This is a genomic window from Variovorax sp. GW821-FHT10D07, from assembly GCF_059415325.1.
The window spans coordinates 1-24,066 of the sequence record NZ_JBWKMZ010000027.1; the positions used below are offsets into that span (position 1 = coordinate 1).

Genomic DNA, 24,066 nt, shown 5'->3' on the forward strand with positions numbered 1-24,066 from the left:
CACGACCTGGGCGTGATCGCCAACAGCGTGCAGCGCATGCTCGTGATGTATGGCGGCAGCGTGGTGGAGAGCGGGCCCACGCGGGCCCTCTTCGCGAACCGCGCGCATCCGTATACCAAGGGGCTGTTCGCGGCGCGGCCGGTGATCGGGGCGCCGAAGGGGCAGCGGCTGGCGACGATTCGCGGCAGCGTGCCCGAGCTGGTGGACCTGCCTCCGGGTTGTCCCTTCGCGGGGCGCTGCAGCTACACGGTCGATGCCTGCCAGTCGACGCGACCGCCTGCGGTGATGCTGCCTGACGACCATGCGGTGCGATGCATCCGACTCGACGAGATCGAAGCGGAGGCCGTGGCATGAGCACGACCACCACCAACAACACACCGCTGCTGCAGGTCACCGACCTCGTTCGCCACTACGCGCTGCCGCGCGAGAAGCTGCTAGGCCCGCCGCCCACGGTCAAGGCGCTCAATGGCGTGAGCTTCGAGGTACACGCTGGGCGCAGCGTGGGAATCGTGGGGGAATCGGGTTCGGGCAAGTCGACCATCGCACGCCTCGTGATGGCCCTGGACAAGCCCACCTCGGGCAGCGTGAAGCTCGAAGGGCGCGAGTTGCACTCCTTGAGCAAGGACGAACTGCGCACCGCCCGTCGCGACTTCCAGATGGTGTTCCAGGACCCCTACGGCTCGCTCGACCCACGCCAGACCGTCGCGCGCATCGTGGCCGAGCCGCTCGAAGCGCTGGCCCAGGTCTCGAAGAAGGAGCAGCGCGAGCGCGCCGCCGAATCCCTCGCCGCCGTGGGCCTGCGCCCCACCGACCTCGACAAGTACCCGCACGAGTTCTCGGGCGGCCAGCGCCAGCGCATCGCGATCGCACGCGCCCTCATCACCCGCCCCAAGCTCATCGTCGCCGACGAGCCCGTGAGCGCCCTGGACGTCTCCGTGCAGGCCCAGGTGCTCAACCTCATGCAGGACCTGCAACAGCAGTTCGGCATCAGCTACCTGCTCATCAGCCATGACCTCGCCGTCGTCAACCACCTGTGCGACGAGGTGTGCGTGGTCTTCAAGGGGCAGATCGTCGAGCGCGGGACGCCGCAGGAGCTCTTCGCGAACGCGCAGCATCCCTACACGCGCACGCTGCTCGGCGCGGTGCTGCAGGCACCGGCCCACTGATTTTTTTCTGTTGTCTTTTCCAGGAGCTATCGAAGTATGTTGAAGCGTCGCACCCTCATGACGTCCGCCATGGCCGCGGCCATCCCGGGCGTCTTCCTGCCGCAGGCGCGCGCGCAGGCCGGCAAGAACACGCTGACCATCGGCATGCCGCTCGAACCGCCGGGCCTGGACCCGACCACGGGCGCGGCCTCTGCCATCGCCGAGATCACGCAGTACAACATCTTCGAGACGCTGACCAAGGTCAACGCCGACGGCTCGGTCACGCCGATGCTGGCCGAGAGCTGGACCTCCTCGCCCGACATGAAGACCTTCGTCTTCAAGCTCAAGCGCGGCGTCAAGTTCCAGAACGGCGAGCCCTTCAACGCCTCGGTGGTGAAGTTCTCCTTCGACCGCGCGGGCAACGCCAAGAGCACCAACAAGGACAAGCGCTTCTTCAGCGAGATCGGCACCGTGGTGCTCGACGAGCACACGGTGGGCGTGAACAGCACGCTGCCCAATCCCGACCTGCCCTTCATGCTGGGCCAGTCCACCGCCTGCCTGGTCGAGCCCAAGAGCGCCGACACCAATGCCACGCAGCCCGTGGGCACCGGCCCCTACAAGCTCGGCGGCTGGCAGCGCGGCGCCTCGTGCACGCTGGTCAAGTCCACCACCTACCGCGATCCGGCGCAGGCCAGGATCGAGCGCTTCGTGTTCCGCTTCATGTCGGACACCGCGGCCCAGACCGCCGCGCTGCTGTCGGGCGACATCGACATCTTCCCGCGCGCGGGCACGCGCTCGGTGAGCCAGTTCAAGGGCAACAACCGCTTCCAGGTGATCGAGGTCGGCACGCGCGGCAAGGTGATCCTCACCATCAACAACCGCAAGAAGCCGCTCGACGACGTGCGCGTGCGCCGCGCGATCCTGGCGGCGATCGACCGCAACGCGATCGTGCAGGGCGCGGCCGACGGCTTCGGCAAGCCCATCGGCAGCCACTACGCGCTGGGCGCGCCGGGCTTCGTCGACACCACCGCGATGAATCCCTTCGACGTCGAGAAGGCGAAGAAGCTCCTGGCCGAGGCCGGCGTGAAGACGCCGCTCGAGCTGCGCCTGCAGCTGCCGCCGCCGTCGTATGCGCGCCAGGGCGGCGAGGTGATCGCCGCGCAGCTCGCGCAGATCGGCATCAACGTGAAGATCCAGAACGTGGAATGGGCCCAGTGGCTCAGCGGCACCTTCGGCGGCGCGCACGACTTCGACCTCACGATGGTCGCGCACGTCGAGCCCTTCGACCTCGTGAAGTACACCGAGCCCGACTACTACTGGGGCTACGACTCGAAGAAGTTCCGCGACCTCTACGTCGCGATCCAGAACGAGGAGAACAAGAAGCGCCGCGCCGACCTGCTGGGAGACGCGCAGAAGATGCTCGCGACCGACGCGGTCAACGGCTTCCTCTACCAGGCCGTGTTTCCGACCATCGCGCGCAAGGAAGTCAAGGGCCTGTGGCCCAGCATGCCGATCGTGGTGAACGACCTCGCGGCCATCTCGTGGAGCTGATGCGATGACGACGACGAAGAACCTGTACGACCTCGGCGCGGCCGAGCTCGGTGCCGCCTACGCGCGCCGCGAACTCTCGCCGGTCGAGGTGGCGCGCTCGGTCAATGCGCGCATCGAGTCGCTCGAGCCCAGGCTCTGCGCCACCTGGCTGTTCCGCCCCGAGCTCGCGCTCGAGCAGGCGCGCGCCTCCGAGGCGCGCTGGCTCGCCGGCACGCAGCGCGGCGCGCTCGACGGCGTGCCCGTGACCATCAAGGACAACCTCGCGACCGCGGGCGACCCGATGCCGCTGGGCACCGCGGCCTATCCGCTGGTGCCGATGGCGCAGGACTCGCCGCCCGCCGCGCGCCTCAAGGAGGACGGCACGGTGCTCGTGGCCAAGACCACCATGCCCGACGTGGGCATGCTGTCCTCGGGCCTGTCGACCTTCCACCATCTGTCGCGCAATCCCTGGGACCTGTCGCGCACGCCCGGCGGCTCCAGCGCCGGCGCCGGCTCGGCCGCCGCGGCCGGCTACGGCCCGCTGCACGTGGGCACCGACATCGGCGGCTCGCTGCGCCTGCCCGCGAGCTGGTGCGGCATCTACTCGCTCAAGCCCAGCTTCGGCCGCATCCCGCTGAGCACGCCCTACATGGGCCGCTGCGCCGGCCCGATGACGCGCACCGTGGAAGACTCGGCGCTGATGATGGCCTCGATGGCCCAGCCCGACGCGCGCGACTATTCCGAGCTGCCGCCCGGCGCGATCGACTGGGCCGCCTTCGCGGTCGAGCCCGATTTCATCAAGGGCAAGCGCGTGGGCCTGCTGATGGAGGCGGGCTGCGGCCTGCCGCTCGATCCGCAGATCGCCGAGGCGGTACGCCGCGCCGCGAAGCGCATCGAGGACGCGGGCGCGCACGTCGAGCCGATGCAGCCCTTCATGACGCCGAAGATGCTGCAGGGCATGGACCACTTCTGGCGCATGCGCTCGCTGAGCGACCTGCGCACGATGAGCGCCGAGCAGCGCGCGAAGATGCTGCCCTACATCCTGACCTGGGCCGAGAGCGCGGCCGAGTTCTCGGGCGAGCACATCTACGAGGCCTACAGCCAGTTCATCGCCACGCGCGCCGCGGCGGTGGCGGCCACGGTGGGCTTCGACTTCGTGCTCTCGCCGGTGTCGCCCAACATGCCCGCGCCCGCGGAGCATGCCTCGCCCACCAACGACCCGCTGCGCTCGCTCGAGCACATCGGCTTCACCGTGCCCTACAACATGTCGGAACAGCCGGCGGCCTCGATCAACTGCGGCTACTCCGCCGAGGGCCTGCCGATCGGCCTGCAGATCATCGGCCGGCGTTTCGACGACCTCGGCGTGCTGCAGTTCAGCCGCGCCTTCGAGCAGATCCGCGAGCCGCAGAAGCCCTGGCCCGAACTCGGCTGAAGCGCTTGTCCGACACTGGGCGGCGCGCGAGCCTCTCGCGCACCGCCCCCGATTTTTCGCGGCGCCCCGCCGGCGCCGCCCGCAAGGAGACACCCCCATGAACCCCACCCACTTCATCGACGGCCGGCGCGTGCCCTCGGAAGGCAACGCCACCATCGACGTGATCGACCCCAGCGACGGCGAGCGCTTCGGCCAGCTCGCGCGCGGCACCGCGGGCGACATCGATGCCGCCGTGAAGGCCGCGCGCCGCGCGGTCGGCGACAACTTCGACGGCCCCTGGGGCGCGCTGAGCGCGCTCGAGCGCGGCCGGCTGCTGGCCAAGCTCGGTGCGGCCGTGCTCGCCCACCACGAGGAACTGGCCCAGCTCGAGGCGCGCGACACCGGCAAGGCGCTGCGCGTGGCGCGCAACGACGCCACCGCGCTCGCGCGCTACATGGAGTACTACGCCGGCGCCTGCGACAAGCTGCACGGCGACACCCTGCCCTACGAACGCGGCTACACCGTGCTCACCGTGCGCGTGCCGCACGGCGTGACCGGCCACATCATTCCCTGGAACTACCCGATGCAGATCGCGGGCCGCAGCGTGGGCGCCGCGCTGGCCGCGGGCAATGCCTGCGTGGTCAAGCCGGCCGAGGACGCGAGCCTCTCGCTGCTGCGCCTGGCCGAGCTGGCGGCCGAGGTCGGCTTTCCGGCCGGCACGCTCAACGTGGTCACGGGCTACGGCAAGGAAGCCGGCGCGGCGCTGTGCGCGCACCCGGGCATCGACCACATCTCCTTCACCGGCTCCACCGTCACCGGCCGCAGCGTGGGCCTGGCGGCCGCCGAGCGCCACTGCCCCGTGACCCTGGAACTGGGCGGCAAGTCGCCGCAGATCGTGTTCGCCGACGCCGACCTCGACGCGGCCGAGCCGGTGCTGGTCAACGCCATCATCCAGAACGCCGGCCAGACCTGCTCGGCCGGCAGCCGGGTGCTGGTCGAGCAGTCGATCTACGAAGAGGTGGTGCAGCGGCTCGCGAAGCGCTTCTCGGCCGTGCGCGCCGGCCCGCCGGCCGACGACCTCGACATGGGCCCGCTGATCAACGAGAAGCAGTTCCGCCAGGTGCGCGACATGGTCGCCACCGCCGAGGCCCAGGGCCTGAAGGTGGCCGCGCGCGGCAGCGTGGCGCCCAATGCCTCGGCCCAGGGCTTCTACCAGGAGGCCGTGCTGTTCCGCGACGTGCCCGGCGACAGCGACATCGCGCAGCGCGAGATCTTCGGCCCGGTGCTGGCGCTCACGCCCTTCGCCGACGAGGCCGAGGCCGTGCGCCTGGCCAACGGCACCGACTTCGGCCTGGTGGCCGGCATCTGGACGCGCGACGGCGCGCGCCAGCTGCGCATGGCGCACAAGATGCACTGCGGCCAGGTCTTCATCAACAATTACGGCGCGGCCGGCGGCGTGGAACTGCCCTTCGGCGGCGTGAAGTCCTCGGGCTTCGGCCGCGAGAAGGGCTTCGAGGCCCTGCTCGGCTTCACCACCCTCAAGACCATCGCGATCAAGCACGGATAAGCAAGGCGGAACCAAACCATGGCATTGAACGAACAAGAGAAGGCGGCCGCTCCCAAGCGCCGCGTGGGCCTCGTGGGCGTGGGCCTGATGGGCAGCGGCATCGCGCAGAACATCGTGGGCCACGGCCATGCGCTCACGGTGCTCGAGCACCCGGGCAACCAGCCGATCGACGCCCTGCTCGCGGCCGGCGCGACCTCCACGCCCGACGTGGCGAAGCTCGCGGCCGAGGTCGACGTGCTGATCCTCTGCGTGACCGGCACGCCGCAGGTCGAGGCCGTGATGCTCGGCGAGAAGGGCGCGCTCTCCGCCCTGCGTCCCGGCACCGTGGTGGTCGACTGCTCGACCGCCGTGCCCGAATCCACCTCGCGCGTGGCGCGCGCCGTCGAGACCAAGGGTGGCCATTTCCTCGACGCGCCGATGACCCGCACCGCGAAGGAAGCGGCCGAAGGCCGGCTCAACCTGCTGGTGGGCGGCGACGCCGAGGTGCTGGCCTCCTGCCTGCCGCTGCTGCGTGCCTTCGCCGAGAACGTCACGCACGTGGGCGGCATCGGCGCCGGCCATGCGATGAAGCTGCTGCACAACTTCGTCTCGCTGGGCACCGTGGCGCTGCTGTGCGAGGCCGCGGCCTGCGCCGAGCGCGCGGGCGTCAAGCCCGAGGTGTTCGTCGACGTGCTCGCCAAGGGCGGCGGCAACGGCGTCGCGCTCGAGCGCGTCAAGCCCAAGCTCCTGACCGGCAGCACCGATTCGCTCAAGTTCTCGATGGCCAACGCCAAGAAGGACCTGGGCTACTACAACGACATGGCCGAGCAGTCCGCGTCCGCGCACGGCATCGCCCAGGCGGTCGACGCGCTGCTCACGCGCGGCGTCGACACCTTCGGCGGCGACCGCATGGTGCTGGACCTGGTCGAGGCGCTCAAGCGCTGAGCACCCGCGCGGAAACGCCCCCGCGCGGGCGTTTCCTGCGCAGATCCGCGCGACGCCCGCATGACCGCCGGGCCCCGCGCAACCCCATACCCGTTTTTCGAAGTCGCTGAAGCGACAAGGCAAGTTCGGGCAAACCTCAGTCGACGCGGCCACACCGCGCTTCCACAATCCCCCGCTGGACCCCGACGACACCGACCTCCAGAGCCGGTGCGCGGGTGAATGCCGTTGCGGCAACTGCGAGGATCGACGTGGAACTGTTCTTTCAGCAACTGCTCAACGGCCTGACCGTGGGCGGCGTCTACAGCCTGGTGGCCCTGGGCCTCACGCTGGTCTACGGCATCCTGCACGTGCCGAACTTCGCGCACGGCGCCTTCTACATGGCCGGGGCCTTCGCGGGCTACTACCTGATGGCCCGGCTGGGCCTCAACTACTGGATCGCGATGGCGGGCGCGGCGGTGGTGGTCGCGGTGATCGCGATGCTGGCCGAGCGGCTGGTGTTCCATCCGCTGCGCAACGCGCCCGAGCTGCACGACATGATCGCCGCCATCGGCATCCTGCTGTTCATCGAGGCCGGCGCGCAGGCCATCTTCGGCGCCGACTTCCACCGCATGCCCACGCCCTACGGCCAGATCGTCGAGGTGTTCGGGCTCACGGCGCCGCTGCAGCGCCTGTTGATCATCGCGGGCGCCTTCGGGCTGATGGTGCTGCTGCACCTGTTCCTCAACCACACGGTGCTGGGCTCGACCATCATCGCGATGGCGCAGAACCGCGATGGCGCGGCGCTGGTGGGCATCGACGCCACGCGCGTCACGCTCCTGGTGTTCGCGATCTCGGGCGCGCTGGCGGCGGTGGCCGCGGTGCTCTATGCGCCGATCAACCTGGTCTACCCGAGCATGGGCAACCTGGTGATCACCAAGGCCTTCGTGATCATCATCCTCGGCGGCATGGGCAGCTTCCCGGGCGCCATCGTCGGGGGCTTGATCATCGGCATGGCCGAGAGCTTCGGCGGCTTCTACTTCTCGACCGACTACAAGGACATCATCGCCTTCGTGCTGCTGGTGGTGATCCTGTCGCTGCGCCCGCAGGGCCTGTTCACGCCGAAGGGAGCGCGCTGATGGGATCGCTGCTGCAAGGCAAGGCCGGCTGGGCCGTGCTCGCGCTGATCGCGCTGGCCTTTCCGCTGTTCGCGCCCAACAACTACCTGATCTCGGTGGCGACGCAGGCCTTCATCATGGCCATCGCCGCGCTGGGCCTAAACCTGATCACCGGCTACACGGGCCAGTTCAACCTCGCGCACGGCGCCTTCATGGCCGTGGGCGCCTACACGGTGGGCATCCTCACGGTCGACCACCAGGTGCCGTTCTGGATCGCATTCGCGCTCGCGGGCGTGGTGACAGGCGTGCTGGGCTTCTTCATCGGCATCCTGTCGCTGCGGCTGAAGGGCCACTACTTCTCGATCTTCACGCTGTGCGTGAGCTACATCATGTTCCTGCTGATCGAGAAGTGGGAGAGCCTCACGCACGGTCCGGTGGGCATCATGGGCATCCCCTCGCCCACGGGCATCGGGCCGCTGCAGTTCGGCACGCCGCTGTCGCAGTACTACCTGGTGCTGGCCTTCCTCGCGCTGGGCATCTGGGTCATGGCGCGCATCGTGCGCTCGCTGCTGGGGCGCAGCTTCATGGCGGTGCGCAACAGCGACGAGCTGGCCGAGGCGCTGGGCACCGACCTGATGCGCACCAAGACGCTGTCGTTCGTGCTGTCGGTGATCTATGCCGGCTTCGCGGGCGCGCTCTACGCGGGCCAGGTGCGCTTCCTCGGCCCCGACCTCGCGAGCGAGGCCGTGACCTTCGATCTCGTGATGTTCGTGCTGGTGGGCGGCATCGGCACCTTGCTCGGCCCGCTGGTGGGCACCTTCCTCGTCACCGGCCTCACGCAGAGCCTGCAGTTCCTGCAGGACTACCGCATGGTGGTGTTCGGCCCGGTGCTGATCGCGCTGATCATCTTCCTGCCCGACGGCATCGTCGGCACCTGGCTCAAGCGCCGCGCGCGCCGTGCCGATGCGCGGCGGGCCGCGGCCTCCGCCGCCACCGTGCAGGAGGTGCAGCGCCATGCTTGAGATCGAGGGCCTCACCAAGCAGTTCTTCGGCCTGACCGCGGTCGACAGCGTGAGCACGCGCTTCGAGCGCGGCCAGATCAGCGCCATCATCGGCCCCAACGGCGCCGGCAAGACCACCTTCTTCAACCTGGTGGCGGGCACGCACAAGCCGAGCGCGGGCCGCATCGCCTTCGAGGGCCGCGAGGTCACGGGCATGCGCCCCGACCACGTGGCGCGGCTGGGCATCGCGCGCACCTTCCAGACCACGCACCTGTTCGACAACGCCACCGTGCTCGACAACCTGATCGTGGGCCACCGGCTGCGCACGCACTCGGGCCTGTGGGACGTGCTGATCGGCAGCCGCCGCCTGCGCGAGGAAGAGAAGCTGTGCCGCGACAAGGCGCAGGAGGCGCTGGATTTCGTGGGCCTCTCGCACATCGCCAACCGCATCGCGGCCGACATCACGCAGGAGGAGCGCAAGCGCGTGGCCTTCGCGCTCGCGCTGGCGACCGACCCGCAGCTGCTCCTGCTCGACGAACCCGCGGGTGGCGTGAACCCCGAGGAGACCGTGGGCCTGGCGGCGCTGATCCGCAAGCTGGTGGCGCACGGCAAGACCGTGTGCCTGATCGAGCACAAGATGGACATGATCATGCAGCTGGCCGACAAGATCGTCGTGCTCAACAACGGCGCCAAGATCGCCGAGGGCACGCCCGCCGAGATCCGCCGCGATCCGCAGGTGATCGAGGCCTACCTGGGGACCGACCATGCTGCGGTTTGAGGGCGTCGACCTCCACTACGGCAGCTTCCGCGCGCTCAGCGGCGTGAGCCTGCATGCCGACCCGGGCGAGCTGGTGGTGCTGCTGGGCGCCAACGGCGCGGGCAAGACCTCGATCTTCATGGCCGCCAGCGGCATCCGCCGCCCGAGCGCAGGCCGCATCCGCCTGGGCGACGGCGACATCACGGGCCAGCGCCCGGCGCAGATCGTGGCCTCGGGCCTGGTGCACTGCCCCGAGGGCCGCAAGCTGTTCCCGATGATGACGGTGCGCAAGAACCTCACGCTGGGCGCCTACGTGCACCGCGGCGACAAGGCCGGCATCCAGCGCTCGCTCGACGAGGTGTTCTCGCTGTTCCCGATCCTCGCGGCCAAGCAGAACGATCCCGCGGGCTCGCTCTCGGGCGGCCAGCAGCAGATGGTGGCGATCGGCCGCGCGATGCTCGGTCGGCCCAAGGTGCTGCTGCTCGACGAGCCCTCGCTGGGCCTGGCACCGCTGATCGTGAAGCAGGTGTTCGAGGTGATCCAGCGCATCAACCAGCAGGGCACCACGGTGCTGCTGGCCGAGCAGAACGCCTACTCGGCGCTGGCCATCGCGCACCGCGCCTACGTCATCGAGCGCGGCCGCATCGCGCTCGAGGGCGACCGCGAATCGCTGCTGCACAACGAGGCGGTGCGCGCCGCCTACATCGGCGCCTGAGCCGCGCGCTGGTCCCCCGCTTTTTTCCTCGCCCCCCAACTACAGGAGACAACGCCATGACATCCACCACGCCCCTTCGCACCCGCCGCCGCCTCGCCGCGCTGCCCGTGGCCGCCGCGCTGGCCGCCGCCTTCGGTGCCGGCACCGCCTTCGCGCAGGACACGGTGAAGATCGGCTTCACCGGCCCCCTGAGCGGCGGCGCCGCGCTCTACGGCAAGAACGTGGTCAACGGCATGGAGATGGCGATCAAGGAAGTGAATGCCGCGGGCCTCGAGGTCGGCGGCAAGAAGTACAAGTTCGAACTGGTCGCGCTCGACGACAAGTACTCGCCGGCCGATGCCGCCATCAACGCGCGCCGGCTGGTGCAGCAGCACCAGTCGCCGGCGGTGTTCGTGCCGCACTCGGGCGGCATCTACGCGATGCAGGCCTTCAACGAGCAGGAGAAGTTCATCGTGATGGCGTACTCGAGCACGCCGAAGATCACCGAGACCGGCAACAAGCTGACCATCCGCATCCCGCCGACCTTCAACTCCTACATCGAGCCCTTCACGCGCTACGAGATGAACAAGTTCGGCAAGCGCGTCGGCATGCTGCCGGGCGACCACGAGTACGCGAAGAACTGGAGCCAGCTGTTCGGCCCGGCCTGGGAGAAGGCCGGCGGCACCATCGCATCGAACAACCCCATGTCCTACAACCGCTCGGCCGACTTCTACAGCGGCGTGAGCCGCGTGCTGGCCGAGAAGCCCGACGTGCTGTTCGTCGGCGGCCCCTCGGAGCCCACCGCGCTGGTGGCCAAGCAGGCGCGCGAGCTCGGCTTCAAGGGCGGCTTCCTGGTGATGGACCAGGCCAAGTTCGACGAGATGGCCAAGGTCACGGGCGGCCTCGGCGCGCTCGAGGGCTCGATCGGCGTGCTGCCGGTGTCCTACGACGAGCGCGTGGGCCCGAAGAGCTTCGCCGAGGCCTACCGCAAGGCCTACGGCGCCGACAAGGACGCGACCACCGAGTCTTCCTACAACTACACGCTGGTGCACGCGCTGGCCGCCGCGATGAAGCTCGCGGGCACCACCAGCGACGCGGCGGCGATCCGCGCCAAGCTCGGCGATGCGCTCAAGGCACTGCCCGAGAAGATCAATGCCGGCAGCTTCAAGGGCGTGGACAGCGTGGGCGGCACCATCGTCGACCCGCTGGTGGCCACGGTGGAAGGCGGCAAGATCAAGCCGGTGAACCTCAGCGACCTGATGAAGTGACGGGCGCGACGCTGCGCGCCAGCAGGTGGTCCACCAGCCGGCGCTGCGGAAAGCCCAGCGTCTCCTGCCGCGTGCAGATGTACATGCGGCGCGAGGCCCAGGCGTCGGTGAGGTTCAAAAAGCGCAGCCCCATCTCCTTGCGGTAGGTGGCGGCCGCGCCCTCGGGCAGGATGCCCACGCCCATGCCGGCCTCGATCATCCGGCACACGGCCTCGAAGCTCTTGACCTGCACGCGCAGCCGCAGCACCTTGCGCGCCAGCGCGGCGGCGTCCTCGATGGTGCGCGCGATCGCGGAGTCGCTCTCGAGGCCGACGAAGTCGAAATCGAGCAGCTGCTCGAACGAGACCTCGCGGCCGCGGTGCGGATGCCGCCGGTGCACCACGGCCACCAGCCGGTCCATGCGGTAGGGGATGAAGTTGAGGCTGGCGTCCGAGGTCTCGCCGGTGATCACGCCGACGTCGGCCTGGCGCTCGCGGATGGCCTGCACGATCCACACGCTGCGGTGCTCCTCCACGTCGACGCGGATCTCGGGATAGGCACGCCGGAAGCTCGCCACGTCGTCGGGCAGGAACTGCCCCATGGCCGAGGCATTGGCCTGCAGCCGCACGCGGCCGGTGGCGCCCTGCGCGTAGTCGGACAGGTCGGCGCGCATGCGGTCGACGTCGCGCAGGATCAGCCGCGCATGCACCGCGAGCGATTCGCCGGCGCCGGTCACGGTCACGCCGCGCGAGCTGCGCTGGAACAGGGTCACGCCGAACTGGCTCTCGAGCATCGCGATGCGGCGGCTCGCGGCCGACAGCACCATGTGGCTCTCGGCGGCGGCCTTCGAGAGGCTGCCGCATTCGACGGCGCGCAGGAACAGCGCAAGGGAATCCAGGTCGGGTCTCATGGGGGCGGGGGTCGGTCGGCCACTATCATTGCACGCCGCCGCGCGCCCACTGCCGCGGCCGGCCCCTTCGACCGACAATCCTTGCCATGACCGACGCCACCGAACGCCCGCCCCTGCCCGACCGCCTCTCGACCGACGCACGCAGCCCCTTCCACCTGCCCACGGCCTTCGAGCACGAGATCGGCATCCGCTTCAACGGCAAGGAACGCCTCGACGTCGAGGAGTACTGCATCAGCGAAGGCTGGATCAAGGTGCCGGCCGGCAAGACGGTGGACCGCAAGGGCCATCCGCTGCTGCTCAAGCTCAAGGGCGCGGTCGAGGTCTACTACCGCTGACCCTCGCCGAGGGGACAGTCCTTCAGCGCCCCCAGCGCAACACCAGCGGATCGAGCCGCCGCGCGGTCTCGATCAGTCCCGCGCGCGTCTCGGGATGCAGCGCCGGCAGCGGATGCCGCGGCGCCTCGCAGGCGATGACGCCGCCCTCCTTCATCAGCGCCTTGCAGGCCAAAAGGCCGGCCTGGCGGTTCTCGTAGTTGATCAGCGGCAGCCACTGCTGGTAGCGCGCGAAGGCCTCCTCGCGCCGGCCCTCGCGGTGCGCCACCAGGATCGGGCGCAGGCCGTCGGGATAGCCGCCGCCGGTCATCGAGCCGGTGGCGCCGGCATCGAGGTCGGGCATCAGCGTGATCGCCTCCTCGCCATCCCACGGTCCCTCGACCGCGTCGCCGCCCAGGCGGATCAGCTCGCGCAGCTTGGCGGCCGCGCCCGCGGTCTCGATCTTGAAATAGGCCAGGTGCTCGATCTCGCGCGCCATGCGCGCGAGGAACGGTGCCGACAGCACGGTGCCGCTGGCCGGCGCGTCCTGCACCATGATCGGAATGCCCACGGCGTCCGACAGCCGCGCATAGAACGCGAAGATCTGCTCCTCGGGCACGCGGAAGGTGGCGCCGTGATACGGCGGCATCACCATCAGCATCGCGGCGCCCATGTCCTGCGCGCGCCGGCTGCGCTCGGCGCACACCCGGGTGCTGTAGTGGGTGGTGGTCACGATCACCGGCACGCGGCCCTTCACGTGCTCGAGCACGGTGCGCGTGAGCACCTCGCGCTCCTCGTCCGACAGCACGAACTGCTCGGAGAAGTTGGCCAGGATGCACAGGCCGTCGGAGCCGGCGTCGATCATGAAGTCGACGCAGCGCTTCTGACTCTCGAGGTCGAGCGCGCCCTGTTCGTCGAAGGTGGTGGGCACCACCGGGAAGATGCCGCGGTATCGGGGGGTCATGGAATGGCTCGGGCTTTCAATGGGAATGACGCGGCACGGCCGCGCCGCGGCAGCCGACCAGGAAATCGAAGTCGCAGCCCTCGTCGGCCTGCAGCACGTGGTTCACGTAGAGCTTCTGGTAGCCGCCGCCGCGCGTGCTCATGGGCTGCGCGTCGGAGGGCCCGAGCGCGGCCAGCCGCGCGGCCAGTTCCTCGTCGCCGATGTCCAGGTGCAGCCGGCCGGCATCGCAGTCGAGCTCGATCCAGTCGCCGTCGCGCACCGCCGCCAGCGGGCCGCCGTCGGCCGCCTCGGGCGCGACGTGCAGCACCACGGTGCCGTAGGCGGTGCCGCTCATGCGCGCGTCGGAGATGCGCACCATGTCCTTGATGCCCTGGCGCAGCAGCTTGGGCGGCAGGCCCATGTTGCCGACCTCGGCCATGCCGGGGTAGCCCTTGGGACCGCAGTTCTTCAGCACGAGGACGGAGCTGGCGTCGACCTCGAGCGATTCGTCGACGATGCGCTCCTTGTAGTGCTCGAGGTTCTCGAACACCACCGCGCGGCCGCGGTGCTTGAGCAGCTCGGGCGTGGCCGCCGAGGGCTTGAGCACGGCGCCGCGCGGCGAGAGGTTGCCGCGCAGGATGCGGATGCCGCCGTCGGCGATCAGCGGCTTGTCGAGCGGACGGATCACCTCGTCGTCGAGGCTGGGCGCGTCGCGCACGTTGTCCCACAGCGAGCGGCCGTTGACGGTGAGCGCGCCCGGGTGCGGCAGCAGGCCGTTCTCGCCGAGCCGGCGCAGCACCGCGGGCAGGCCGCCCGCGTAATAGAACTCCTCCATCAGGAAGCGGCCCGAGGGCATCAGGTCGACGATGGTCGGCGTGTGGCTGCCGATGCGGGTCCAGTCCTCGAGCTCGAGTTCGACGCCGATGCGCCCCGCGATCGCCTTCAGGTGGATCACGGCATTGGTCGAGCCACCGATGGCCGCATTGACGCGGATGGCATTCTCGAAGGCCTCGCGCGTGAGCACCTTCGAGAGCGTCAGGCCCTCCTTCGCCATCTCGACCGCGCGCATGCCCGACATCTGCGCCAGCACGTAGCGCCGCGCGTCGACCGCGGGAATGGCCGCGTTGTGCGGCAGCGAGGTACCGAGCGCTTCTGCCATGCAGGCCATGGTGGAGGCCGTGCCCATGGTGTTGCAGGTGCCGGCCGAGCGCGACATGCCGCCTTCGGCCGAGAGGAACTGGTGCAGGTCGATCTCGCCGGCCTTGAGCGATTCGTGCAGCTGCCACACGGCCGTGCCCGAGCCGATGTTGCGGCCGTCGAGCTTGCCGTTGAGCATCGGCCCGCCCGTGACCACGATGGCCGGGATGTCGCAGCTCGCGGCGCCCATCAGCAGCGCGGGCGTGGTCTTGTCGCAGCCGGTCAGCAGCACCACGGCATCGACCGGGTTGCCGCGGATGGCTTCCTCGACGTCCATGCTCGCGAGGTTGCGCGTGAGCATGGCGGTGGGCCGCAGGTTCGATTCGCCGTTGGAGAACACCGGGAACTCGACCGGGAAGCCGCCGGCCTCCGAGATGCCGCGCTTGACGTGCTCGGCGATCTTGCGGAAGTGGGCGTTGCAGGGCGTGAGTTCCGACCAGGTGTTGCAGATGCCGACGATCGGCCGGCCGTCGAACTCGTGATCGGGGATGCCCTGGTTCTTCATCCAGCTGCGGTACATGAAGCCGTTCTTGTCGGCCGTGCCGAACCATTCGGCGGAGCGCAATTTCTTGGGGGTCATGGGGAGGTCGATCAGCGGCGCGGTGCGCGCGAGGTGAAGAAGCGTTGCAGCAGGCAGAACACGAACAGCAGCGCACCGACGACGATGCGCGTCCACCACGAGCTCAGCGTGCCGTCGAAGGAGATCAGGGTCTGGATGATCCCGAGCATCAGCACGCCGAACAGCGTGCCGGCGACATAGCCCACGCCGCCGGTGAGCAGGGTGCCGCCGATGACCACCGCAGCGATGGCGTCGAGCTCGAGGCCCACGGCATGCAGGCCGTAGCCCGAGAGCATGTAGAAGGTGAAGATGACGCCGGCCAGCGCCGAGCAGAAGCCCGAGAGGGTGTAGACGCCGATCAGCGTGCGGCGCACCGGCAGGCCCATCAGCATGGCCGAATGCTCGCTGCCGCCGATGGCATAGACGGCGCGGCCGAAGGGCGTGCAGTGGGCGACGAAGACCGCGGCCAGGAGCACGCCGACGGCGATCGCCGCGCTCAGCGAGATCGAGGCCTCGCCCCAGATGGGAATGCGGATCTGCGAGACCTCGGTGTAGAACTCGTTCGTGATGCTGATCGAGTCGATGCTGATCAGGTAGCACAGGCCGCGCGCGAGGAACATGCCGGCCAGCGTGACGATGAAGGGCTGCAGCCGGTAGCGCTCGATCAGCAGGCCCATGAAGGCGCCGAAGGCGGTGCCCATGGCGAGCACGAGCGGGATCACCACCGCCGGGCTCCAGCCGTGCTTCTCGACCAGCGCGGCCGACACCATGGTGGTGAGCGCGATCACCGAGCCCACCGAAAGATCGATGCCGCCCGAGAGGATCACGAAGGTCATGCCGACGGCGACGACGATCAGGAAGGCGTTGTCGATCAGCAGGTTGAGGAAGACCTGGGCCGAGAAGAAGCCGTCGTAGAACACCGAGCCCAGCGTGGCGACGAGCACGAACAGCGAGATGGTCGCGGCCAGCGGCAGGTACTTGGGATTGAGCCGCTTGCCCCCTTTGCCGCGCGCGGGAGAGGGCTGGGGCGAGGGTCTGGCCTCGATCACGGCGCTCATGCCTTGGCTCCGTCATGCGCCGGCCGCTGCACCAGCGCCCGGATCTCCGACCTGAACTCGGGCGACTGCAGCAGCATCACCGCGAACACCACGCCGGCCTTCACCACGAGGTTGATCTCGGGCGGCACGCCGAGCGAATAGATCGCATAGGTCAAGGTCTGGATGATCAGCGCGCCGATCACGCTGCCCACGAGGCTGAAGCGCCCGCCGGTCAGCGCGGTGCCGCCAAGAGTCACGGCGAGGATCGCGTCGAGCTCGATCAGCTGGCCGGCGTTGTTGCCGTCCGCGCTCTTGACGTTGGAGCTGATCAAAAGGCCCGCCACGCCCGCGCAGGCACCGCAGAAGGCATAGGCCCCGACGATCAGCCGCCGCGCCTGTACGCCCGCCACGCGCGCGGCCGTCGGGTTGATGCCCACGGCCTGGATGAACAGGCCCAGCGCGGTGCGCGTGATGGCGAGATACAGCAGCACGAACACGGTGGCCACGATGAACAGCGAGAACGGCAGACCCAGCAGATAGCCGCTGCCGAGGAAGAAGAAGGGCTTGTAGTAGATGGTGATGATCTGGCCGTCGGCGATGAGCTGCGCGATGCCGCGCCCGGCCACCATGAGGATCAGCGTGGCGATGATCGGCTGCATGCCGACCTTGGCGACCAGCAGGCCGTTCCACAGGCCGCACAGCAGCGCGATGCCGATGGCGGCCACGATGGCCAGGCTCATGGGAAAGCGGCTCACGTCGCTGGCCACCGAGCCGCCGATCATCCAGGCCGCGAGCGCCGCCGCGATGGCCACGACGGCGCCGACCGAGATATCGATGCCGCGGGTGGCGATGACCAGGGTCATGCCCAGCGACACCAGCACCAGGGGAGCGGCGCGGTTGAGGATGTCGATGAGGCTGCCGTAGAGGTGGCCCTCTCGCCATTCGAGGTGGAGGAAGCTGGGGTTGAAGGCCGTGTTGACGGCCAGCAGGAGGAACAGGGTCACCAGGGGCCAGGTGAGGCGGTGGTGCATTGCCTTGTGCACTCGGCTTTTTGTCGTTGTCATCGGGGGGTTCTCTGCTTGAGGGCGGGGGCGCGTGCACAGGACAGCGGGTACTTCCCTCCGCGAATGTCCCCCGCCTTCGGCTCCTCCTTTATTTCGCTGCGGGAAGCACCCACTGCCCTGTGCACGAGGAGCGCAGCGGTGGTGCGGCCGGTTCCACGGCCGTGTCCAGGCGCGCGTCGATGGGGTACTCCCCGCAGCGAAATAAAGGAGGAGGCCGAAGGCCGGGGGACATTCGCGGAGGGGAGTACCCCGTCGGCGCGTGCCCGCCCCGAACGAACAACACAAGACAAGCGCTTCATGCCGCAGCAATCATGTCGTACACCTCGTCCTCGGTAGCCCCGCCCGGCAACTCCCCCACCTTCTTCCGGTCACGCAGGACCACGATGCGATGCGCGACCCGCACCACCTCGCTCATCTCGGAAGAAATGAAGATCACCGCCATCCCCGCTCGCGCGAGCCGCAGGATCTCTTCCATGATCTCCTGCTTGGCCGCCACGTCGATGCCGCGCGTGGGCTCGTCGAGGATGAGGATGCGTGGCTCGGTCGCGAGCCAGCGCGCGATCATGGCCTTCTGCTGGTTGCCGCCCGAGAGCAGGCCGATGGGCGTTTCGACACTCGCCGTCTTGATGCCCAGCGAGGCCACGAAGCGCTCGGCCATCGCCGTCTGCTCGGCATGCGAGAGAAACTTGCGCGTGCCCAGCCGTGCCTGCAGCGCGAGCGCGATGTTCTCGCGCACCGACAGCTCGGCCACGATGCCGTCGGTCTTGCGTTCCTCGGGACACAGTGCCAGGCCCTCGCGGATCGCATCGGCCGGGTTCGAGAAGCTCAGCGTGCGGCCCTCGATCTTCAACACCCCGCGGTCGGGCGTCTCGAGCCCGAACAGCAGCCGCGCCAGTTCCGTGCGGCCCGCGCCCAGCAGGCCCGCGATGCCGACCACCTCACCGGCACGCACGCGCAGGTCGGTCGGTTGCAGCTGGCCGGCTTGTGCCAGTCCCTCGATCTGCAGCAGCGCAGGAGCGGCCTCGTCGAAGGCCGGCAATGCCGCGGGCCGCGCCGACTGCGCCGCCAGCTCGCGCCCGAGCATCGCCGCGATCAGCGCCTGCGGTCCCAGGTCCGCCGCCCTCCATTCGCCCACCCAGTGGCCGTTGCGCAGCACCGTGATGCGATCGGACACCGCATACATCTGGTTGAGGAAGTGCGTCACGAAGACGATCGCCATGCCCTCCGCGCGCAGCCGCCGCAGCACCTCGAACAGCTTCTCGACCTCGTCGTCGTCCAAGCTCGAGGTCGGCTCGTCGAGGATCAGCACCTTCGACGACACGCCGAGCGCGCGCGCGATCGCCACCATCTGCTGCACCGCCACCGAATAGCTCGACAGCAAGCGCGTCACGTCGATCTCGAGCCCGATGCGCGCGAGCAGTTCTTCCGCGCGGCGGTTCACCGCGCGCCAGTCGATGCGAAAGCCCTGCAGCGCGCCGCAGCGCGGATAGCGACCCGCGAACACGTTCTCGGCCACCGACAGGTTCGGGCACAGGTTCACTTCCTGGTAGACCGTGCTGATCCCGAGTTTCTGCGCATCGAGCGGCGACGCCGGATGGATCGCCTGCCCGTCGAGGAACATCTCGCCGCCGCTCGAGGGCAGCACGCCCGTCAGCACCTTGATCAGGGTCGACTTGCCCGCGCCGTTCTGCCCCATCAGCGCATGCACCTCGCCCGGGTACAGCTTCAGCTGCACGTCGTCGAGCACGGCGATGCCGCCGAACTGCTTGCGGATGCCGCGCAGCGCGAGCACGGGCAGGGGCGCGGAGGTCGCTGATTCGGTCATGGCGCTACTTGTTCTTGTTGTAGACATCGATGAACACCGCCGCCAGCAGCACCAGCCCCTTGATCACCTGCTGGTAGTCGATGCCGATGCCGAGGATCGACATGCCGTTGTTCATCACGCCCATGATGAAGGCGCCGATCACCGCGCCCATCACCTTGCCCACGCCGCCCGAGGCCGAGGCGCCGCCGATGAAGCAGGCCGCGATCACGTCGAGCTCGAAGCCCAGGCCGGCCTTGGGCGTGGCGGTGTTGAGCCGGGCCGCGAACACCAGTCCCGCGAGCGCCGCCAGCGCGCCCATGTTCACGAAGGTCAGGAAGGCCAGGCGCTGCGTCTTCACGCCCGACAGCCGCGCCGCCTTCTCGTTGCCGCCCAGCGCATAGATGCGCCGGCCGATCGTGGTGCGGTTGGTGACGAAGTCGTAGGCCACGATCAGCACCGCCATCACGACCAGCACATTGGGCAGGCCCTTGTAGGTGGCCAGCAGGTAGCTGAAGAACAGGATGATGGCCGCGAAGAACAGGTTCTTCGCCAGGAAGAAGGCATAGGGCTCCTGCGCCATGCCATGCGCCGCGAGCTTCGCGCGGCCGCGCAGCTTGAAGAACACCAGCGCCACCGCGGCCAGCGCGCCGACGACCAGCGAGGTGGTGCGCAGCGCCGCGCCGCCGATCGGGTCGGGGATGAAGCCCGAGCTCAGGCGCTGGAAGGCCTCGGGAAACGGCCCCACCGACTGGCCCGCGAGCAGCGCCAGCGTGAGCCCCTTGAACACCAGCATGCCCGCGAGCGTGACGATGAACGAGGGGATCTTGCGGAAGGCCACGAACCAGCCCTGCGCCGCGCCGATGAGCGCGCCCGCGAGGATGCTCACGATCGCGGTCGGCACGAAATGCCATTCGTACTCCACCATCAGCACCGCCGCCAGCGCGCCGATGAAGCCGCAGACCGAACCCACCGACAGGTCGATGTGGCCGGCCACGATCACCAGCAGCATGCCCAGCGCCATGATCACCACGTAGCTGTTCTGCAGCAGCAGGTTCGTGAGGTTCAGCGGCCGCAGCAGGGTGCCGTCTGTCAGCACCTGGAACAGCACCATGATCGCGACCAGCGAGATCAGCATGCCGTATTCGCGCAGGTTGTTCTTGAGGAAGCCCGCGTGCAGGCCCCTGGGCTCGGCGGCCACGGCGGCGGTCACCGCCTGCGCTTCAGGCTGCGACATGGACCGTGCTCCCCGCGCTCACGATGGCGTGCATGATGCGTTCCTGCGTGGCCTCGGCGGCCGCGAATTCGGCGACGAAGCGCCCCTCGTTCATCACGTGGATGCGGTCGCACATGCCGAGCAGCTCCGGCAGTTCGGAAGAGATCATGAGAATGCCTTTGCCCTCGCGTGCGAGCCGGTCGATGATGGTGTAGATCTCGTACTTGGCGCCCACGTCGATGCCGCGCGTGGGCTCGTCGAGGATCAGCAGCTCGGGCTTCGTGAACAGCCACTTGCTCAGCACCACCTTCTGCTGGTTGCCGCCCGAGAGGTTGACCACGGGCTGCTCGATGCCCGCGCAGCGGATGTTGAGCGCCTTGCGGTATTCGTTCGCCACCTGGAACTCGCGGCCCGGGTCGATCACCAGGCCGTCGGCCACCGCGTCGAGGTTCGCGAGGCTCACGTTCTTGCGGATCTCCTCCTCGAGCACCAGGCCCAGGCCCTTGCGGTCCTCGGTCACGTAGGCGATGCCGTGGTCGATGGCCTTGCGCACCGTGCTCACGTCCACCGTCTTGCCGTGCATCAGCACCTCGCCGCTGATGCGCTGGCCGTAGGAGCGGCCGAACACGCTCATCGCGAGCTCGGTGCGGCCCGCGCCCATCAGGCCCGCGATGCCGACGATCTCGCCCTGGCGCACGCGCAGGCTCACGCCGTGGATCTGCTCGCGGTCGGCATGCTGCGCGTGGTGCACGCGCCAGTCGCGCAGCTCGAACACCGTCTCGCCGATCTTCGGCTCGCGCGGCGGATAGCGGTGCGCCATGTCGCGCCCCACCATGCCGCGCACGATGCGGTCCTCGCTGATCGGCTGGGCGCGGCAGTCCATGGTCTCGACCGTGGCGCCGTCGCGCAGCACGGTGATCGCATCGGCCACCTTGGCGATCTCGTTGAGCTTGTGCGAGATCAGGATCGAGGCGATGCCCTGGCGCTTGAGTTCGAGCAGCAGGCGCAGCAGCGCGTCGCTGTCGGTCTCGTTGAGGCTCGCGGTGGGCTCGTCGAGGATCAGCAGGCGCACCTCCTTCGCGAGCGCCTTGGCGATCTCCACCAGCTGCTGCTTGCCCACGCCGAGGTCGGTCACCAGCGTGGTCGGCGCTTCCTTCAGGCCGACCTTGGCGAGCAGCTCGCGCGTCCTCGCATAGGCCGCGAACCAGTCGATCACGCCGCCGCGCGCGATCTCGTTGCCGAGGAAGATGTTCTCGGCGATCGACAGCAGCGGCACCAGCGCGAGCTCCTGGTGGATGATGATGATGCCGAGCTTCTCGCTGTCGGCGATGCCCCGGAAGCGGCGCGGCTCGCCCTCGAACAGGATCTCGCCGTCGTACGAGTCGCAGGGGTAGACGCCGCTGAGCACCTTCATCAGCGTAGACTTGCCGGCGCCGTTCTCGCCCACCACCGCGTGGATCTCGCCCGCGCGCACCGCGAGGTTGACGTTGCTCAGCGCCTTCACGCCCGGGAAGGTCTTGGTGATCCCGCGCATCTCGAGGATCGTGCCGCCGCCGTGCGCGTCGCGCTCGTTCACTTGACCTGGCTTTCCTTGTAGTAGCCGCTGTCGACCAGCACCTGCTTCCAGTTGCTGCCGTCGACGCTGACCGGCTTGAGCAGGTACGAGGGCACGACCTTGACGCCGTTGTTGTAGGTCTTGGTGTCGTTGACCTCGGGCGTCTTGCCCGAGAGCATGGCGTCGACCATCGCCACCGTGACCTTGGCGAGCTCACGCGTGTCCTTGAACACGGTCGAGCTCTGCTCCTTGCGCAGGATCGATTTCACCGAGGGAATCTCGGCGTCCTGGCCCGACACCACCGGCATGGCCTGCGAGCCCGAGCCGTAGCCCACGCCCTTGAGCGAGGACAGGATGCCGATCGACAGCCCGTCGTAGGGCGAGAGCACCGCGTCGACGCGCTCCTTGGTGTAGAAGGCCGACAGCAGGTTGTCCATGCGCGCCTGCGCCACCGCGCCGTCCCAGCGCAGGGTGCCGACCTTGTCCATGCCCATCTGCTTGCTGCGCACCACCAGCTTGCCGCTCTTGATGTAGGGCTCGAGCACCGACATCGCGCCGTTGTAGAAGAAGAAGGCGTTGTTGTCGTCGGGCGAGCCGCCGAACAGCTCGATGTTGAACGGCCCCTTGCCGGCCTTGAGGTCGAGTGCCTTCTCGATCGACTGCGCCTGCAGCACGCCGACCTGGAAGTTGTCGAAGGTGGCGTAGTAGTCGACGTTCTTCGAGCCCTTGATGAGCCGGTCGTAGGCGATCACCTTCACGCCCTTGTCAGCCGCCTTTTGCAGCACGTCGGACAGCGTGGTGCCGTCGATGGCCGCGATCACCAGCACCTTCGATCCCTTGGTCACCATGTTCTCCACTTGGGCGAGCTGGTTCGGGATGTCGTCGTCGGCGTACTGCAGGTCGGTCTTGTAGCCCTTCTCCTTGAAGTACTTGACCATGTTGGCGCCATCGGCGATCCAGCGCGCCGAGGACTTGGTGGGCATCGAGATCGCGATCAGGCCCTTGTCCTGCGCCCGGGCCAGCGGCGCGATGCCGGCGGCGGCGAGCGCGAGGCCCGCCACGGCAGCCTTGAGGAAGTTGCGCTTCATGGTCGTCCTCAGTACTTGCGGTTCGGGAATTCCTTGGCGGCCACTTCCATCGGGAAGATGCCCTCCTCGGTCACGATGCGCTTGGGCAGCGTCTTGCCGGCCTTGATGTCCTTCACCGCCTGCATCAGCTGCGGGCCCAGCAGCGGGCTGCACTCGACCGAGACGTTGAGCTTGCCGGCGATCATGGCCTCGAAGGCGCCCTTCACGCCGTCGATGGAGATGATCACGATGTCCTTCGCGGGCTTGAGGCCGGCCTCCTCGATGGCCTGGATGGCGCCGATCGCCATGTCGTCGTTGTGCGCGTAGAGCACATTGATCTTCTTGCCCTCGGCCTTGAGGAAGGCTTCCATCACCTCCTTGCCCTTGGCGCGCGTGAAGTCGCCGGTCTGCGAGCGCACGATCTTGAACTTCGGGTCGGCCTTGATGATTTCCTCGAAGCCCTTCTTGCGGTCGATGGCGGGCGCCGAGCCCACCGTGCCCTGCAGCTCGACGATGTTGACCTCGCCCTTCTGGTCCTTCATCTTCTCGACCAGCCAGCGGCCGGCCTTGCGGCCCTCCTCGACGAAGTCCGAGCCCATGAAGGTCACGTAGAGCGTGTCGTCCTTGCTGTTGACGGAGCGGTCGGTCAGCACCACCGGGATCTTGGCGGCCTTGGCCTCGCGCAGCACCGTGTCCCAGCCCGACTCGACCACGGGCGAGAAGGCGATCACGTCGACCTTCTGCGCGATGTACGAGCGGATCGCCTTGATCTGGTTCTCCTGCTTCTGCTGCGCGTCGGAGAACTTGAGCTCGATGCCGGCCTCCTTGGCCGAGGCCTTGATCGACTCGGTGTTGGCGGTGCGCCATTCGCTTTCGGCGCCGACCTGCGCGAAGCCCAGCACGAGCTTCTTCTGCGCGAGGACGGAAGCCGGCAGCAGACCGCCGAGGGCGGCGGCGGCGAGCGCGGCGTTGAGGGTGCGGCGGTTCATGGTCATGGGTCGTCTCCTGTTGTGGATGGGGGCTGCTGGTCGGAAAC

The 24,066-nt window shown here is 68.7% G+C and carries 22 protein-coding genes; 12 read left to right on the forward strand and 10 right to left on the reverse strand.

The window, feature by feature from the left end; translation table 11 throughout:
* From AC07PU_RS40745 to AC07PU_RS40795, 11 genes are all read left to right on the forward strand, one after another.
* The coding region (locus AC07PU_RS40745) for an oligopeptide/dipeptide ABC transporter ATP-binding protein (protein WP_409976596.1) at window positions 1–354 on the forward strand (354 nt) is incomplete at its 5' end.
* Window positions 351–1,166 carry an ATP-binding cassette domain-containing protein gene (locus tag AC07PU_RS40750; protein ID WP_495323494.1) on the forward strand — a complete coding sequence of 272 codons (816 nt, stop codon included), beginning with the start codon at window positions 351–353 and terminating at the stop codon, window positions 1,164–1,166. The genes AC07PU_RS40745 and AC07PU_RS40750, both read left to right, overlap by 4 nt.
* A 36-nt stretch (window positions 1,167–1,202) precedes the next feature.
* Window positions 1,203–2,696, forward strand: a complete 1,494-nt coding sequence (locus AC07PU_RS40755) for an ABC transporter substrate-binding protein (RefSeq protein WP_495323495.1) — start codon at window positions 1,203–1,205, stop codon at window positions 2,694–2,696.
* A 4-nt stretch (window positions 2,697–2,700) separates the two neighbouring features.
* Window positions 2,701–4,107: an amidase gene (locus AC07PU_RS40760; RefSeq protein ID WP_495323496.1), complete on the forward strand. Its 1,407-nt coding sequence runs from the start codon at window positions 2,701–2,703 to the stop codon at window positions 4,105–4,107.
* A gap of 97 nt (window positions 4,108–4,204) precedes the next feature.
* Window positions 4,205–5,653: an aldehyde dehydrogenase family protein gene (locus AC07PU_RS40765; RefSeq protein ID WP_495323497.1), complete on the forward strand. Its 1,449-nt coding sequence runs from the start codon at window positions 4,205–4,207 to the stop codon at window positions 5,651–5,653.
* Window positions 5,654–5,671: 18 nt separating this feature from the next.
* On the forward strand, window positions 5,672–6,577 hold the full coding sequence (locus AC07PU_RS40770; protein ID WP_490877136.1) for an NAD(P)-dependent oxidoreductase: 906 nt from the start codon (window positions 5,672–5,674) through the stop codon (window positions 6,575–6,577).
* A 248-nt stretch (window positions 6,578–6,825) separates the two neighbouring features.
* Window positions 6,826–7,692 carry a branched-chain amino acid ABC transporter permease gene (locus AC07PU_RS40775; protein ID WP_093353666.1) on the forward strand — a complete coding sequence of 289 codons (867 nt, stop codon included), beginning with the start codon at window positions 6,826–6,828 and terminating at the stop codon, window positions 7,690–7,692.
* Window positions 7,692–8,693: a branched-chain amino acid ABC transporter permease gene (locus AC07PU_RS40780; RefSeq protein ID WP_093353663.1), complete on the forward strand. Its 1,002-nt coding sequence runs from the start codon at window positions 7,692–7,694 to the stop codon at window positions 8,691–8,693. Before AC07PU_RS40775 ends, AC07PU_RS40780 begins: the two co-directional genes overlap by 1 nt.
* On the forward strand, window positions 8,686–9,450 hold the full coding sequence (locus AC07PU_RS40785; protein WP_296791202.1) for an ABC transporter ATP-binding protein: 765 nt from the start codon (window positions 8,686–8,688) through the stop codon (window positions 9,448–9,450). The genes AC07PU_RS40780 and AC07PU_RS40785 overlap by 8 nt, the downstream gene beginning before the upstream one ends.
* Window positions 9,437–10,144, forward strand: a complete 708-nt coding sequence (locus AC07PU_RS40790; RefSeq protein ID WP_093353658.1) for an ABC transporter ATP-binding protein — start codon at window positions 9,437–9,439, stop codon at window positions 10,142–10,144. The genes AC07PU_RS40785 and AC07PU_RS40790 overlap by 14 nt, the downstream gene beginning before the upstream one ends.
* A gap of 56 nt (window positions 10,145–10,200) precedes the next feature.
* On the forward strand, window positions 10,201–11,391 hold the full coding sequence (locus tag AC07PU_RS40795) for an ABC transporter substrate-binding protein (RefSeq protein WP_495323498.1): 1,191 nt from the start codon (window positions 10,201–10,203) through the stop codon (window positions 11,389–11,391).
* On the opposite strand, the gene AC07PU_RS40800 is transcribed toward AC07PU_RS40795, so the two are convergent.
* On the reverse strand, window positions 11,372–12,280 hold the full coding sequence (locus AC07PU_RS40800; protein ID WP_057594602.1) for a LysR family transcriptional regulator: 909 nt from the start codon (window positions 12,278–12,280) through the stop codon (window positions 11,372–11,374). The genes AC07PU_RS40795 and AC07PU_RS40800 overlap by 20 nt on opposite strands.
* A gap of 86 nt (window positions 12,281–12,366) precedes the next feature.
* Between AC07PU_RS40800 and AC07PU_RS40805 the strand changes: the two genes are divergently transcribed.
* On the forward strand, window positions 12,367–12,615 hold the full coding sequence (locus tag AC07PU_RS40805; RefSeq protein ID WP_093353653.1) for a DUF3297 family protein: 249 nt from the start codon (window positions 12,367–12,369) through the stop codon (window positions 12,613–12,615).
* Between the two features lie 22 nt (window positions 12,616–12,637).
* Here AC07PU_RS40805 and AC07PU_RS40810 read toward each other — a convergent pair whose 3' ends face one another.
* The 9 genes from AC07PU_RS40810 to AC07PU_RS40850 all read right to left on the reverse strand — a co-directional run bounded on the left by AC07PU_RS40810 (window position 12,638) and on the right by AC07PU_RS40850 (window position 24,025).
* Entirely contained in the window at window positions 12,638–13,555 is a 918-nt protein-coding gene (locus AC07PU_RS40810) for a dihydrodipicolinate synthase family protein (RefSeq protein WP_395348788.1), read from the reverse strand.
* A gap of 16 nt (window positions 13,556–13,571) precedes the next feature.
* Window positions 13,572–15,311: an IlvD/Edd family dehydratase gene (locus tag AC07PU_RS40815; protein ID WP_495323499.1), complete on the reverse strand. Its 1,740-nt coding sequence runs from the start codon at window positions 15,309–15,311 to the stop codon at window positions 13,572–13,574.
* 11 nt (window positions 15,312–15,322) lie between these two features.
* Window positions 15,323–16,348, reverse strand: coding sequence for a galactofuranose ABC transporter, permease protein YjfF (yjfF, locus tag AC07PU_RS40820; RefSeq protein ID WP_495323500.1), 1,026 nt, complete (start codon window positions 16,346–16,348; stop codon window positions 15,323–15,325).
* A complete protein-coding gene (locus AC07PU_RS40825) occupies window positions 16,345–17,358 on the reverse strand; it encodes an ABC transporter permease (RefSeq protein ID WP_495323501.1) in 1,014 nt (337 codons plus the stop codon). Before AC07PU_RS40825 ends, yjfF begins: the two co-directional genes overlap by 4 nt.
* 328 nt (window positions 17,359–17,686) lie before the next feature.
* Window positions 17,687–19,216 (reverse strand): sugar ABC transporter ATP-binding protein, encoded by a 1,530-nt coding sequence (locus tag AC07PU_RS40830; RefSeq protein ID WP_495323502.1) that lies wholly within the window; start codon window positions 19,214–19,216, stop codon window positions 17,687–17,689.
* A gap of 4 nt (window positions 19,217–19,220) precedes the next feature.
* On the reverse strand, window positions 19,221–20,429 hold the full coding sequence (gene mmsB / locus AC07PU_RS40835; RefSeq protein ID WP_495323503.1) for a multiple monosaccharide ABC transporter permease: 1,209 nt from the start codon (window positions 20,427–20,429) through the stop codon (window positions 19,221–19,223).
* Complete coding sequence (mmsA, locus tag AC07PU_RS40840) at window positions 20,416–21,942, reverse strand: multiple monosaccharide ABC transporter ATP-binding protein (protein ID WP_495323526.1); 1,527 nt, start codon at window positions 21,940–21,942, stop codon at window positions 20,416–20,418. Before mmsA ends, mmsB begins: the two co-directional genes overlap by 14 nt.
* A gap of 38 nt (window positions 21,943–21,980) precedes the next feature.
* Window positions 21,981–23,051, reverse strand: a complete 1,071-nt coding sequence (chvE, locus tag AC07PU_RS40845; protein ID WP_490878612.1) for a multiple monosaccharide ABC transporter substrate-binding protein — start codon at window positions 23,049–23,051, stop codon at window positions 21,981–21,983.
* Window positions 23,052–23,059: 8 nt separating this feature from the next.
* Window positions 23,060–24,025 (reverse strand): ABC transporter substrate-binding protein, encoded by a 966-nt coding sequence (locus tag AC07PU_RS40850; RefSeq protein WP_057594593.1) that lies wholly within the window; start codon window positions 24,023–24,025, stop codon window positions 23,060–23,062.
* Window positions 24,026–24,066 lie beyond the last annotated feature (41 nt).